Annotated in this window: 17 protein-coding genes; 12 read left to right on the top strand and 5 right to left on the bottom strand. The window is 45.0% G+C overall.

Translation table 11 applies throughout. The annotated features are described in order from the left end of the window. The first annotated feature begins 4 nt into the window (after positions 1–4). Both AB6E30_RS03090 and AB6E30_RS03085 read left to right on the top strand, forming a co-directional pair. Positions 5–349 (top strand): DUF2956 domain-containing protein, encoded by a 345-nt coding sequence (locus tag AB6E30_RS03090; protein WP_017060697.1) that lies wholly within the window; start codon positions 5–7, stop codon positions 347–349. Positions 350–361: 12 nt separating this feature from the next. After that, positions 362–694, top strand: coding sequence for a DUF4156 domain-containing protein (locus AB6E30_RS03085; RefSeq protein WP_017071060.1), 333 nt, complete (start codon positions 362–364; stop codon positions 692–694). Between the two features lie 68 nt (positions 695–762). Here AB6E30_RS03085 and AB6E30_RS03080 read toward each other — a convergent pair whose 3' ends face one another. After that, a complete protein-coding gene (locus AB6E30_RS03080) occupies positions 763–1,050 on the bottom strand; it encodes a helix-turn-helix domain-containing protein (RefSeq protein ID WP_004734273.1) in 288 nt (95 codons plus the stop codon). 205 nt (positions 1,051–1,255) lie between these two features. Here AB6E30_RS03080 and AB6E30_RS03075 point away from each other — a divergent pair, with 205 nt between their 5' ends. The 4 genes from AB6E30_RS03075 to AB6E30_RS03060 all read left to right on the top strand — a co-directional run bounded on the left by AB6E30_RS03075 (position 1,256) and on the right by AB6E30_RS03060 (position 3,776). After that, positions 1,256–1,603, top strand: a complete 348-nt coding sequence (locus tag AB6E30_RS03075; protein WP_017060699.1) for an ArsC family reductase — start codon at positions 1,256–1,258, stop codon at positions 1,601–1,603. Between the two features lie 98 nt (positions 1,604–1,701). Beyond that, positions 1,702–2,838, top strand: coding sequence for a succinyl-diaminopimelate desuccinylase (gene dapE, locus AB6E30_RS03070; RefSeq protein WP_017060700.1), 1,137 nt, complete (start codon positions 1,702–1,704; stop codon positions 2,836–2,838). Positions 2,839–2,883: 45 nt separating this feature from the next. Beyond that, a complete protein-coding gene (locus AB6E30_RS03065; protein ID WP_017063385.1) occupies positions 2,884–3,558 on the top strand; it encodes a M15 family metallopeptidase in 675 nt (224 codons plus the stop codon). 8 nt (positions 3,559–3,566) lie between these two features. Further along, positions 3,567–3,776 carry a DUF2897 family protein gene (locus AB6E30_RS03060; protein WP_017060702.1) on the top strand — a complete coding sequence of 70 codons (210 nt, stop codon included), beginning with the start codon at positions 3,567–3,569 and terminating at the stop codon, positions 3,774–3,776. Positions 3,777–3,937: 161 nt separating this feature from the next. Here AB6E30_RS03060 and bamC read toward each other — a convergent pair whose 3' ends face one another. Beyond that, complete coding sequence (bamC, locus tag AB6E30_RS03055; protein ID WP_017060703.1) at positions 3,938–4,984, bottom strand: outer membrane protein assembly factor BamC; 1,047 nt, start codon at positions 4,982–4,984, stop codon at positions 3,938–3,940. Positions 4,985–5,032: 48 nt separating this feature from the next. Beyond that, positions 5,033–5,911: a 4-hydroxy-tetrahydrodipicolinate synthase gene (dapA, locus tag AB6E30_RS03050; protein ID WP_017060704.1), complete on the bottom strand. Its 879-nt coding sequence runs from the start codon at positions 5,909–5,911 to the stop codon at positions 5,033–5,035. A 374-nt stretch (positions 5,912–6,285) separates the two neighbouring features. Between dapA and AB6E30_RS03045 the strand changes: the two genes are divergently transcribed. Next, on the top strand, positions 6,286–6,828 hold the full coding sequence (locus AB6E30_RS03045; RefSeq protein WP_017060705.1) for a glycine cleavage system protein R: 543 nt from the start codon (positions 6,286–6,288) through the stop codon (positions 6,826–6,828). A 12-nt stretch (positions 6,829–6,840) separates the two neighbouring features. Beyond that, positions 6,841–7,311 (top strand): thioredoxin-dependent thiol peroxidase, encoded by a 471-nt coding sequence (gene bcp / locus AB6E30_RS03040; protein ID WP_017060706.1) that lies wholly within the window; start codon positions 6,841–6,843, stop codon positions 7,309–7,311. 136 nt (positions 7,312–7,447) lie between these two features. Here the strand turns inward: bcp and AB6E30_RS03035 are convergent, their stop codons facing one another. Further along, a complete protein-coding gene (locus AB6E30_RS03035; protein WP_017060708.1) occupies positions 7,448–8,524 on the bottom strand; it encodes an AI-2E family transporter in 1,077 nt (358 codons plus the stop codon). Continuing rightward, positions 8,517–8,756 (bottom strand): sulfurtransferase TusA family protein, encoded by a 240-nt coding sequence (locus AB6E30_RS03030; protein WP_017060709.1) that lies wholly within the window; start codon positions 8,754–8,756, stop codon positions 8,517–8,519. Before AB6E30_RS03030 ends, AB6E30_RS03035 begins: the two co-directional genes overlap by 8 nt. Before the next feature lie 178 nt (positions 8,757–8,934). On the opposite strand from AB6E30_RS03030, the gene AB6E30_RS03025 reads away from it, so the two are divergent. The 4 genes from AB6E30_RS03025 to AB6E30_RS03010 all read left to right on the top strand — a co-directional run bounded on the left by AB6E30_RS03025 (position 8,935) and on the right by AB6E30_RS03010 (position 11,896). Next, positions 8,935–10,389, top strand: a complete 1,455-nt coding sequence (locus tag AB6E30_RS03025; RefSeq protein WP_017060710.1) for a M48 family metallopeptidase — start codon at positions 8,935–8,937, stop codon at positions 10,387–10,389. Positions 10,390–10,511: 122 nt separating this feature from the next. Further along, positions 10,512–10,862 (top strand): arsenate reductase (glutaredoxin), encoded by a 351-nt coding sequence (arsC, locus tag AB6E30_RS03020; protein ID WP_017060711.1) that lies wholly within the window; start codon positions 10,512–10,514, stop codon positions 10,860–10,862. A 6-nt stretch (positions 10,863–10,868) separates the two neighbouring features. Beyond that, positions 10,869–11,462, top strand: coding sequence for an NAD(P)H:quinone oxidoreductase (gene wrbA, locus AB6E30_RS03015; protein WP_017060712.1), 594 nt, complete (start codon positions 10,869–10,871; stop codon positions 11,460–11,462). Next, positions 11,459–11,896, top strand: a complete 438-nt coding sequence (locus AB6E30_RS03010) for a DUF2069 domain-containing protein (RefSeq protein ID WP_017060713.1) — start codon at positions 11,459–11,461, stop codon at positions 11,894–11,896. The genes wrbA and AB6E30_RS03010 overlap by 4 nt, the downstream gene beginning before the upstream one ends. Positions 11,897–11,973 lie beyond the last annotated feature (77 nt).

Genomic DNA, 11,973 nt, shown 5'->3' with positions numbered 1-11,973 from the left:
CAGTATGAAAAACAAAACTAATACGCCCTCTGTTGAATCTCAACAGGAAGCACTGAAGATAGCCAAAGCGACTCAAAAGCCAGCTCAAACCAAAGAACAAACTAAACTGATTGCTCAGGGTATCGAGAAAGGCATCGCACTGTACAAGAAACAGCAAAAAGAACGCAGCCGCCAAGCCGATAAAGCGAAGAAGCGCGTACAGAAAGAAAAACAGACTCAACAAGCTAATCAACACCAAGAAGACACGATCGAAACAAGTGTTGAAACACCATCAAATCACGCCACTAAACTGCCGTGGTTACTACTGTTCGCAAGCTGGGTAGGCTTCGCGATTTATTTGATGCAATAGCAGGGTAAACGTATGAAAAAGGAATTAGTCGCTTTGGCTATGAGTGGCATGTTACTCGGGTGTACCAAACCCACATCAACGCCTCATAGTAAAGCGGACAAGGTACAAATGGATTACCACGGCCTGATTAACATCGAGCAGTGTGAGTATAAAGGGGAAATCACTGGCAGCGAAGGTCATTGGTACAGCTACTTGTTCTTTCCCAATGACACCCTGATTCAAGGTGCGATGAATGAGCTTAAATCGAATGCCATTGAGCTAGGCGCAGACACCGTCATCTTTACCCTACCCCAAGATTTCAGCACTTCCGTGACTATGCTTGGTACCGCCTACCTGTGCGAGTAAGCAACTAAAGCGGCATATCGATATGCTTTGATTTTATGACACCCAAAAGAAAGCCAGCTTTCGCTGGCTTATGCACTAAATCCAAGGCTTGTTGCTATATCGCCTTTACGCTGGATAACCCATTGACTGTCAAATGGCCCCCAGTCGGATAACTGGTAATAGCCATCATTATGACGTCGCCCATCTTGAACAAACATAAGTTCGATACCGATCCCCGGTAACGCCTTGAGTACATCTTGAATAGTACGACGAGGCCACCCCGTTTTTTCGATGAGTTTAGGCACATTTGGCCTATCAAGGCTTTCCACTAACAATGCTAAATATAGCCGCCTTGCAAAAACAGGACTCAACTCCATTGACACCTCCTATATATGTGCAGCTCAATTATTTCTTTTTTCGCTGACAACATGTTGAGGCTGATCAATAAGTCTCCAATAGTGACATTTTCTTACGCTTTTTTTTCACTCTATGAAATATTCATCACTCTATTTTGTCTGAGTTGCTGCTTCCTGATAGGATTCAACTCATAACAATGAAATAAAATCACTCAAAGGAAGAATAATGACTATCACCATGTTTGGTATCCCAAATTGCGACACCATTAAAAAAGCAAAGAAATGGCTCGAAGCTGAAGGTATCGAGTTCGAATTTCACGATTATCGCAAACAAGGCATCACAGAAGAGCTAGTAACAAGCTTCTGCTCTGAGCTAGGTTGGGAGCTTGTGCTAAACAAACGTGGTACGACTTATCGCCAACTTTCTCAAGAACAGAAAGACACCCTAACAGAAGAAAAAGCGGTGACTTTGCTTGTTGAACAACCTGCAATGATCAAGCGCCCAATCTTAAAAGTTGAGGGTAAGCTTCACATCGGATTTAAAGCCGACCAATACGCGGCTATTTTTGCTTAGATCGTTGTATTTACATAGACAGACAACAGGACGTTGATCAGTGAATCAGCGCCTAAAAATTAATGACTAGACGTTTTATTTAAACAAGGAATTCAAGGATGACAGATAGCCCAACTTTGGCTCTGGCAAAAGACCTAATCAGCCGTCAATCGGTAACACCAGAAGATGCAGGCTGCCAAGACCTGATGATTGAACGCTTAAAAGCACTCGGTTTTGAAATCGAAGTGATGGTATTTGAAGATACGACCAACTTCTGGGCTCGTCGTGGTACTGAAGCGCCTCTGTTTGCTTTTGCTGGTCACACTGATGTGGTACCTGCAGGCCCAATCGAACAGTGGAACACTAAGCCATTCGAACCGACTATCGTAGACGGTTTCCTACATGGCCGTGGCGCTGCTGATATGAAAGGCTCTCTGGCTTCAATGATTGTTGCCGTCGAGCAGTTCATTGCCAAACACCCAGACCACACAGGCTCAATTGGTTTCCTGATCACTTCAGATGAGGAAGGTCCTTTCATCAACGGTACTGTACGTGTTGTTGAAGCATTAATGGCGCGCGGTGAAAACATCGATATGTGTATCGTTGGTGAACCATCGAGCACTGAGTTCGTGGGTGATGTCGTGAAGAACGGCCGTCGTGGCTCTATCACTGGCGACCTAACGATTAAAGGCACACAAGGTCATGTTGCCTACCCTCACCTAGCAAACAACCCAGTACACAGCTCTCTGCTTGCTATTAATGAGCTAGCAACAACTGAGTGGGATAAAGGTAATGATTACTTCCCGCCAACCAGTTTCCAAATTCCAAATGTGAGTGCGGGTACTGGTGCTTCAAACGTGATCCCTGGTGAGTTTAATGTTCAGTTTAACCTACGCTTTAGTACAGAGTTAAGCAACGACATCATCGTCGAGCGCATCACAACGACACTCGACAAGTATGATTTCGAATACGACCTAAGATGGACATTCAATGGCGACCCGTTCTTAACAGACGCAGGTTCACTGCTTGATGCTATTGTTGATGCAGTGGGTCACGTCAATGATGTGAAACCAGCACTGCTAACGACTGGCGGTACATCTGATGGTCGCTTTATTGCACGTATGGGCGGACAAGTGGTTGAACTAGGCCCTGTGAATGCAACGATTCACAAGGTTAACGAATGCGTGAAGGTAGCCGATTTAGAAAAGCTAACTGACATGTACGAAAGAACATTAGTGAACCTATTCGCTAAATAGTCTTTCATCAGCGATTCATAGCATCCAATTATTGAGAGACTCGTTATGACACCAGAGCAGCTTACCGGACAATCAGATTCTCATCTAGAGCCTAGCCTGATCGGCACCAAGACCTTCTTGGTCCACAGTGAGGTTAAGAATGACCTGAATAATTTGATTGAAGCTGCTCAGCTCGCTGGTTTTAAAATGGAGATTGCCAGTGGCTTTCGCGACTATGAAAGGCAATCTCTGATTTGGAACCGTAAGTTTTCTGGCGAAGCTCCGATATTAGATTCAGAAAGCCAACCTCTTGATGCTTCAAAACTGACCGAACAACAAAAGCTATCGGCTATCCTGAGATGGTCTGCGCTTCCCGGCGCGAGTCGTCATCATTGGGGTTGTGACTTCGATGTCTTTGCTCGTAACCACTTACCTGAAGGCATACATCTGCAATTAGAACCATGGGAATACCTTACTGGCCACCAGCAATCGTTTTACCAATGGCTATCAGTTCATGCTGCACAATTTGGTTTCTTCTTTCCTTACAGCCAAGATTTGGGTGGTGTGGCGATCGAACCATGGCATATCAGCCATCGCAAAGTATCGGAGTCGTGTTTATCACAGTTATCTCCGACTTTACTTGGCAAGCAACTCCAATCTAAGCCAGTATTAGGGTATGAGATTATTATGGAGCAGCTAGACGAGATCTATGCACGCTTCGTAGCGAATATCAGTCATTAGGAGCGCTTATGTTGGAGTGGCTTACAAACCCTTGGGTTATCATCATCATCGTAGTTAGCGTTGTTGTGGGTAACATCGCAGCGCTCAAACAGACAGCCAATATGGATCTGACGGGGCGTGGTAAAACTGAGCGAGATTTAGATAAGCTCAATCGCTCGGATAAACTTAACCAAGAGAAAGCTGAAAAAGAAGAATCCAAAGACAATAAAGACGCATAGCCTTTTGCTTTGGCTAATCAGCTTGATTGACCAATTTTGATTGACCAATGTAGCCTGATGACAACGAATACAATAAAAAAGAGGACACAGTGTGTCCTCTTTTTTATTTGCTTTTGCTAATCACAAGGCTGATTTAACTCAGCTTGTGACGGCTTGAATGACTACTCAGCTTTCGCTTCTTTGTCATCTTTGGTTTGGTCAGCAATATGCGCTAATACCGGAACCATAGACTTAAGCAGCTCTTCTTCTACTGGCTTACCTGATGCATCCGTTACGTTGATTGACGTACGGTTGCCAAGGTCACCAAATAGGAAGTTGTAAGTGCCTGGCGCTAAGTCGATAGGCTGTAGGCCAATTTCTTCCCAGAACTCATCATCTGGTGCTGCGTACTTCGCCTTCACCGTACCCTGAGATTGATTGCGTTCTTCAAGCTCAAAGCCCATTTCAGGCAACAAGTTAGGCAGACGCTGCCAGAATACATTGTATGGCGTACGAGCAATAATCACAGGGAAACCACTACGGTCAGCACCCATTGAAATTGGAATACGCTTCACCAACTCTTGCGCTTTCAGCGCCGCTTCAGCACGAAGGTTTTCATCGTACTTAGCCATAACTAGGTTGGTCAGGAACGCGTTGTAACGCTCTTTATTGGTTGCCGTTACTGTTTTCTCTTCAGTACCTTCACGCCAATCAATCAGATTAATCTTGAAGCCATGACGGTTGTTTGCTTGGAAGCGAGAGATAGAGTAACGACTACCAATCTCTACGTCTTCATCTTCAGAAACCCAAGTTACCCAATCGGTCTCAATCTCATTCTCTGATTGCTCACGAATACCAATACCACGTTGAGCCAGCATATCTACAGCCGTTTGCCACACGCGGTCTGCCTCTTCTGCGCGAAGAAGCCATAGTGTCACTTCACCGTTTTGACGCTCAGCACGAGCACCCGGGATCAGTTCAAGAACCTGTTGCGGTGGACGAATATCCACTTCACGACCAGTACCACCACTGAATTCACCGCTTGGGATGTCAAAATTTGGGTAGAACTGAGGCTGAGCATCTACAGGCAATTGCCATTGTGAAAACTCAGGTGTTTCTAAGTATTCGAAATCATCTTTGGCTTGGCGACGTTGAGTCGGGTTGCCAGAACATGCTGTAAGAACGAAAACAGCCAGTGACCCAATCACTAGCTGGTGAGAATACTTCATTTATACTCCTAAATGCCGAAGGTTCGCTTCGGCATCACTTCATACGTTTTAGTAAATGCACGCTTCAGTCATTGCTTGAGCAACAACAGGTTGAGCTGGCTCTGACAGTTCAGTCAGCGGTAGACGTAAGCCACCTTCAGCAATCAGACCCATTTTATGAACCGCCCATTTTACGGGAATAGGGTTAGACTCAACGAACAAATTCTTATGTAGAGGCATCAAACGCTCATTGATCGCTTCCGCTTCTTCAAACTTACCTTCTTTTGCTAGCTTGAACATGGTTGCCATATCAGCGGCTGCAACATTGTTCGTTACAGAGATCACGCCATCGCCACCACGCTTAACAAATTCTAGGCCTGTTAAGTCATCACCACTTAGTAAGATAAAGTCTTCGCCACAAAGTTCACGGTGAATTGCAATTCTGTCGAGATCACCCGTCGCATCTTTCAGTGCAACGATGTTTTCGATCTCAGCAAGACGAGCAACCGTTTCTGGCAACAAGTCTACCGCAGTACGACCTGGAACATTGTATAGAATTTGTGGAACGTCACTGACTTCAGCAATCGCTTTGTAGTGTTGGTACAAACCTTCTTGAGTCGGTTTGTTGTAGTAAGGCGTTACGCTCAGGCAACCAGCAATACCAGAACCATTCAACAAACGGCTGAATAGAACAGATTCATGAGTTGCATTTGCACCTGTACCAGCGATAACGGGAATACGACCATCAGCAAATTCAACGATCTTGTTGACGACTTTGACATGCTCTTCAATAGTGAGTGTTGAAGACTCACCTGTTGTGCCAACCGCAACCAGACCATCACTACCTGCAGCAATATGGTGCTCAACTAACTTTTTAAGGCTGTCGAAATCCACTTCACCATCTGTATTAAATGGCGTAACTAGCGCAACGATACTTCCTGAAAACATGTCTATCTCCCTTAATTTATTCTTTTTGCATGTTACTGTAAGCCAATCAATAAACACAAGACATTAAAGTGGCTTACCGGCAACATCTGCATTAAATATTGTCGTATGTTTGAGGTAAAACGACTTCTAACGGCGTTCTACCTAGAATTTGGGTAACCTGCACTCAATCTAGCGGATAGCACATCACTGGATGTCAGTAACAAGTAAGCTGTGCTCTCATCGCTCTATCTCATTTTTTAACGCGCTCGATATTCTTATCATTGGTTGCATGTTCGAAGCAAGGTCGCACATAAAAAGCCCCGCACGCACGCTTATTCCACGAGCTAACTGTGCTAACATGCATGAATCAATGGAATATAAAGAGACGTGATTTTATGACTCAACATCTAGTAATCACAGCTGTGGGCACTGATCGCCCAGGTGTATGCAACCAAGTGGTTCATTTAGTCACCCAATCAGGCTGTAACATTATTGATAGCCGTATCGCCCTGTTTGGCGAAGAATTTACGCTTATCATGCTGCTGTCTGGAAAGGCAAACAACATTACCCGCGTTGAAACCACCTTGCCCTTGCTTGGACAAGAGCACGACTTGATTACGATTATGAAGCGAACCTCAACTCATGATGTTATTGAGAACTCTTACACAGTAGAGGTGTTCGTTGAGTCAGACGATAAAATCGGACTTACTGAGCAGTTTACCCAGTTCTTCGCAGACCGAAACATCGGCCTCGATTCGTTAAGTGCACGAACCATCAATAAATCTAAGGTTCAACTCGACAACGACCAATTCCATATCTCTATTACCGCTTCTGTGCAATCAGAATGTAACTTGATGCAGCTACAAGAAGAATTCGATTCGCTGTGTCAGAGCCTATCAGTCCAAGGCTCGCTCAACTTTATCAAAAACAGTCTTTAAAAAGGAAATGTCATGAATACGCTAACGGCTGGTGTTCCAGCACCTGCTTTTTCTCTTCCAGATCAAGATGGCAATATCGTATCTCTTGGTGACTTCAAAGGTAAAAAAGTACTTTTCTATTTTTACCCTAAAGCAATGACTCCAGGTTGTATTGTGCAAGCGGAAGGCCTGCGTGATATCAAAACACAGCTTGATGACCTAAACGTGGTTGTTCTAGGTGTGAGTGTTGACCCAGTAAAACGCCTACCAAACTTCGTTGAAAAGAAATCTCTAAACTTCACACTGCTATCTGATGAAGACCATAGCGTTGCTGAACAGTTTGGCGTTTGGGGCGAGAAAAAATTCATGGGTAAAATCTACGACGGTCTGCACCGTATTAGCTTCCTAATTGATGAAGAAGGTCAGATTGAACATGTCTTCAACAAGTTCAAGACTAAGACTCACCACGAAGTGGTTCTAGATTACTTCAATCAAGAAGCTTAAGGGCGATTTGAGTGAGTTAATGACTTAGATTCATCACTTTCTAAGGCAATAGCAACACTCATTAAGCTAATTATTAAGCTAAGAGCAAAAAGGCCGAACATCATGGATGTTCGGCCTTTTTCTATAACAAGATCAATTACTTTTGATGTTCGGGGTCATCGTCTAATGCGTGACTCGGTAAGGCATTCCAAACCGCCTTAACTAACGTTGCCAACGGGATAGCAAAGAACACGCCCCAGAATCCCCACAGTCCACCAAACACTAACACGGCAACAATAATGGCCACTGGGTGCAGGTTCACCGCTTCAGAGAAAAGAACAGGAACGAGCACGTTACCATCTAGCGCTTGGATAATACCGTAAGCGAGAAGCAACCAGTAAAACTGAGGTTCTAATCCCCACTGGAACAGGCCTACAATCGCCACAGGAACAGTCACAGCCGCCGCACCGATATAAGGAATCAGTACCGAGAAGCCAACCGCGACAGCCAGCAGAGCTGAATAACGTAAATCTAGAATCGCAAAGGTCACGTAGCTGACACCACCGACGATCAAGATCTCAAGGACCTTGCCGCGAATATAGTTCGAGATTTGTTGGTTCATCTCAACCCAAACCTTGGTCGCTAGACGACGGTTTTTAGGCAACACGCCACTCGCCATGCTGATCATCTCTTCTTTATCTTTTAATAAGAAGAAGATCAGCAGCGGCACAAGAATCAAGTAAACCGCAAGCGTAGCCAAGCTCACAAGAGAAGCCAAAGAACCTTTAACAACACTTTCACCAAAGCCTAATGCTTTGTTTTTCGCGTTAGACACAATCGATTCAACGATCTGCAAGTTTGCTAACTCAGGATAGCGCTCAGGAATCGTCGCGATGAACTTCTGTAAGCCGCCATACATACTTGGAATATCATTGATGAGGTTACCCACTTGCTCCCAAATGGTAGGCACTAAACCAAACAGCGCCAGCAACATCAGGCTAAAGAACATCATGATCACCAACATCACCGAAGGCGTTCTTGGAACACCGAGTCTTTGAAGTTGGGTAACAGGCCACTCAAGCAAATAAGCCAACACAATCGCAACCAAGAGTGGTGCAATTAGGTGACCAAAGAAGTAGATCGTAATAAAGCCGAAGAGAATGATGGCAACCAAACTGACAGCATGGGGATCAGAGAAACGTCGTTTATACCAACGATTGACCATTTCAAGCATCTGACTGCAATTCCTTTTTAGTGACGAGGAGATGATGGTAATTAGAGCAAACCTCAGTGATGACGTCATAGGCTTGCTTAGACAAATAAGTAACAATATCTTTCATCGAACTGTTATCAGACACATAAATTGACAATGACTGCCCTACTTCTAACTTTACACTGTGACGCTTGGCTAATAATAGCGCCATTGGACAGCGCTCTTGGCGTAAATCTAGAATATTAGGTGTCATTCTTGAGCTCGATGCTTATTATAAGGGTCGTATTGTAATCTGTTTTTGAAAACGCGCCATCATTCATTCATCCTCCTTCATGATAGCGCACGCACTTGGCAAAGGTTAAATCAGATAAAGAACCAATTTCCATTGCACTTGTCTTACTGTCAGAAGAAACGGAGTATTACTGACTAATATGTTTAAACGCGCTCGCTCAATTGCTTGCTTATGCATCGCAGCTACATTAAGCACCCCAACTATGGCGAATACCAATAGTTTGGAGCTACCAGATATCGGTACCGCTGCTGGCGGCACACTCACTATCGACCAAGAGCTTATCTATGGTGATGCCTACATGCGCATCATCAGAAGTAGCCAGCCTATCGTAAACGACCCAGTTCTAAATCTATATATTGATACTCTTGGCCATCGTCTGGTCGCGAACGCAAATGATGTAAAGACACCTTTCCAGTTCTTTATGATCCGTGACCGCAACATCAACGCCTTTGCTTTCTTTGGTGGTTATGTTGCTTTGCACTCAGGTCTATTCCTGCATGCACAATCTGAAAGTGAATTAGCTTCTGTATTAGCGCACGAAATCGCGCACGTAACCCAACGTCACTTAGCGCGTAGTATGGAAGACCAAGCGCGCCGCTCTCCAGCAACCATTGCAGCGCTAGCAGCCTCTGTATTACTGGCAATTGCAGCTCCTGAAGCCGGCATTGCAGCCCTAACGGCAACGACTGCGGGTAATATGCAAAGCCAAATCAACTACACCCGTAGTAATGAAAAAGAAGCCGACCGCTTTGGTATCAACACGCTAGCAAAAGCTGGGTTTGATGTGAATGCGATGCCACGTTTCTTTGGCCGTTTAGCTGATGAATATCGCTATGCGAGCACACCACCGCCAATGCTACTGACTCACCCATTACCAGAAGACCGAATTACCGATTCACGTGCTCGTGCTCGTAGTTACCCGCCACTGAAACTGGCTCCCTCTCTGGACTACCACCTAGCAAGAGCCCGCATTGTTGCGCGCTATGCTGGCATTAATAATGATGCTGCTCTTGATTGGTTTGAGCGTCAGCTAAAGAAAGCCCCTAAAGCTTTGGTTCCGTCATTAGAATATGGCCAAGCACTGGTTTACCTAGACTCTAAAAAATTAGACAAAGCAGAGCCCATCCTGAACAAGCTGATTAACAGCGATCCAACCAACCTGTTTTATCTAGATGCTATTTCGGATCTGCACATCGAGAAGAAGCAGCCTGAGATTGCGATTAAAGAACTTAAATCGGCACTGGTTCGTCAACCAAACAACCCGGTTCTGACCATTAACTACGCCAACGCACTGATTGAAAATGAAGATCTTCAAGAAGCGGTTCGCGTATTGCAGCGTTACACGCACGATAACCCGAATGACACCAATGGCTGGCACTTACTTTCAAAAGTAAATACGAGCCTTGGTAATAGCGACGAAGAACTGGCTGCTCGTGCAGAAATTTTGGCACTGCAAGCCAACTGGAACAAAGCGATTCAGTACTACACGCAAGCAAGCCAAATCGCAGAATTAGGAAGCCTAAAACAAGCACGCTACGACGCTCGAATTGATCAGCTAATGATTCAACGAGAGCGCTTCTTGTCGCTACAATAGAGTGTTTACTGGTAACAGCTCGTTACCAGAATAAAAAGAAAGCTCAACGTTACACAAAAAAGAAGTCACATATGGTGGCTTCAGCTAAGCAATTAAATCAAAAATAATAATGAGGAAGAACCATGTCTGTCGTGATTTATCATAACCCACGCTGCTCAAAGAGCCGTCAAACTCTAGAAGTGCTTCAGGAAAACGGCGTACAGCCAGAGGTCATCAAATACCTGGAGACTCCGTTAACAGTTGAACAGCTGAAAGTACTGTTCACTCAGCTTGGTTTTGACAGTGTTCGCGACATGATGCGCACCAAAGAAGCGGACTACAAAGAAGCAAACCTTGGCGATGCTTCAGTTACTGATGAAGATCTTTTCGCCGCGATGGCAACCAATCCAAAACTGTTTGAGCGCCCAGTCGTTGTCGCGAACAACAAAGCAAAAATTGGTCGTCCACCAGAGCAAGTGCTAGAGATTCTGTAATCCAATATGAGCATTAACATTCTTGTTCTTTACTACAGCCGCCACGGCAACACACAAGCTCTAGCAAGGCAGATTGCACGAGGGGTTGAGTCTATCCCAAACTGTGAAGCCATGTTAAGAACGGTGAACGACGTGTACACGGTAGAAGAGCAGCCTGATTCACGCTATCAACCAACCGATCCTATTGCCTCGTTACAAGAGCTTCGATCTTGTGATGGTTTGGCGCTAGGCAGTCCGGTTTGGTTTGGTAACATGGCCGGGCCAATGAAGCACTTTTGGGATAGCACGACATCAATGTGGATCAATGGTGATCTCATCGATAAGCCAGGTTGTGTATTTACCTCTTCTTCATCATTGCATGGTGGTCAAGAGACAACACAACAAAGCATGATGTTGCCCCTGCTTCATCACGGCATGTTAGTCGTGGGCATCCCCTACTCAGAACCGGCGCTGCACACCACTCAAACTGGTGGTACGCCTTATGGTGCAAGCAGTACTGGAGAGAGCGCTTCACTTAGCAAAGAAGAGATTGAGTTGGCGCAAAACCTAGGTAAACGCCTAGCGCGCATCGCAATAAATCAGAAGGGAATTTCTCAATGATGTATATGCCAGAGAAGGCTATGTCTCCCAAAACCAAGCTATTTCGCTACCTTGCTTTAGCGGGCAACTTGTCGCTTTTATTCTGGGTGGTGGCTTGGCAGATGACGCTTTCACCGCACCCTCATCTCAGTAATGTCACACTGGCGATTGCTTGGGCTATCCCGCTGTTATTGCCATTACCGGGCATTTTAGCAGGAAAACCTTATACGCACGCATGGGCAAATTTCGTCTTGATGCTCTATTTCCTACACGCATTAACTATCTTGTATGTAGACGATGGTGAACGTTTATTAGCGGCTGTAGAACTGCTTCTGACGACTCTAGGTTTCGCGGGCAATATCTTATTTACTCGCTTTAGAGCCAAAGAGTTAGGCATCAAGTTGAAGCGTCTTTCTGAAGTAGAAAAGAGAGAGAAAGCTAAGTTCGAGCAATAATATTGAGCCCATGCTTTTAAACTGACCGCTTACAAACAAAAAGCCCTGCGAGATTGCTCTTGCAGGGCTTTTTTCAA

This window comes from Vibrio sp. 10N.247.311.12, assembly GCF_041467515.1.
Classification (GTDB): domain Bacteria; phylum Pseudomonadota; class Gammaproteobacteria; order Enterobacterales; family Vibrionaceae; genus Vibrio; species Vibrio crassostreae_C.
The sequence above is the reverse complement of the archived record's forward strand: the minus strand, read 5'-3'. Positions and strand labels throughout refer to the sequence as shown.

Coding starts and splice junctions, on each gene's coding strand:
- wrbA (WP_017060712.1), top strand. CDS start 10,869: ATGAGCATTAACATTCTTGTTCTTTACTACAGCCGCCACGGCAACACA.
- AB6E30_RS03030 (WP_017060709.1), bottom strand. CDS start 8,756: ATGACACCTAATATTCTAGATTTACGCCAAGAGCGCTGTCCAATGGCG.
- AB6E30_RS03025 (WP_017060710.1), top strand. CDS start 8,935: ATGTTTAAACGCGCTCGCTCAATTGCTTGCTTATGCATCGCAGCTACA.
- AB6E30_RS03075 (WP_017060699.1), top strand. CDS start 1,256: ATGACTATCACCATGTTTGGTATCCCAAATTGCGACACCATTAAAAAA.
- AB6E30_RS03085 (WP_017071060.1), top strand. CDS start 362: ATGAAAAAGGAATTAGTCGCTTTGGCTATGAGTGGCATGTTACTCGGG.
- dapA (WP_017060704.1), bottom strand. CDS start 5,911: ATGTTTTCAGGAAGTATCGTTGCGCTAGTTACGCCATTTAATACAGAT.
- AB6E30_RS03060 (WP_017060702.1), top strand. CDS start 3,567: ATGTTGGAGTGGCTTACAAACCCTTGGGTTATCATCATCATCGTAGTT.
- bamC (WP_017060703.1), bottom strand. CDS start 4,984: ATGAAGTATTCTCACCAGCTAGTGATTGGGTCACTGGCTGTTTTCGTT.
- AB6E30_RS03065 (WP_017063385.1), top strand. CDS start 2,884: ATGACACCAGAGCAGCTTACCGGACAATCAGATTCTCATCTAGAGCCT.
- AB6E30_RS03035 (WP_017060708.1), bottom strand. CDS start 8,524: ATGCTTGAAATGGTCAATCGTTGGTATAAACGACGTTTCTCTGATCCC.
- arsC (WP_017060711.1), top strand. CDS start 10,512: ATGTCTGTCGTGATTTATCATAACCCACGCTGCTCAAAGAGCCGTCAA.
- AB6E30_RS03010 (WP_017060713.1), top strand. CDS start 11,459: ATGATGTATATGCCAGAGAAGGCTATGTCTCCCAAAACCAAGCTATTT.
- AB6E30_RS03080 (WP_004734273.1), bottom strand. CDS start 1,050: ATGGAGTTGAGTCCTGTTTTTGCAAGGCGGCTATATTTAGCATTGTTA.
- bcp (WP_017060706.1), top strand. CDS start 6,841: ATGAATACGCTAACGGCTGGTGTTCCAGCACCTGCTTTTTCTCTTCCA.
- AB6E30_RS03090 (WP_017060697.1), top strand. CDS start 5: ATGAAAAACAAAACTAATACGCCCTCTGTTGAATCTCAACAGGAAGCA.
- dapE (WP_017060700.1), top strand. CDS start 1,702: ATGACAGATAGCCCAACTTTGGCTCTGGCAAAAGACCTAATCAGCCGT.
- AB6E30_RS03045 (WP_017060705.1), top strand. CDS start 6,286: ATGACTCAACATCTAGTAATCACAGCTGTGGGCACTGATCGCCCAGGT.